Source organism: Thermus thalpophilus (assembly GCF_022760915.1).
Classification (GTDB): domain Bacteria; phylum Deinococcota; class Deinococci; order Deinococcales; family Thermaceae; genus Thermus; species Thermus thalpophilus.
Window position 1 is genome coordinate 1 of the sequence record NZ_JAKTNS010000155.1, and the last position, 286, is coordinate 286.

General features: G+C 75.2%; 1 pseudogene. It reads right to left on the reverse strand.

Annotated features, from left to right (window positions below):
- Positions 1 to 286: pseudogene (locus L0D17_RS14090) on the reverse strand (hypothetical protein); the annotation flags it as partial.

Here is a 286-nt window from a genome sequence, read left to right on the forward strand (position 1 = left end):
AGGAGGGCCCGGTGGAAGGAGGGCTCCAGGAACCAGGTCCACCGCCCCCGCTGGTCCTTCCGCAGGACGTACGTGGGCTTCCACTCCCCCTCCCGCCAGGCCACCCAGTAGAGGGGGCGCTGGGGCTCGGGGGAGGCCTCCACCCGCCGCATCCCCTCCCCGGGGAGGGGGTGCGGGGCCAGGAGCATGAGGGGCCAGGTGGGAGGAGGGTTCTCCGGGGGCATCACGCTCACCGGGGCCAGGAGGAGGTGGGCCACGGGGAGGCGGGCCTCCTTCCGGATGGCCC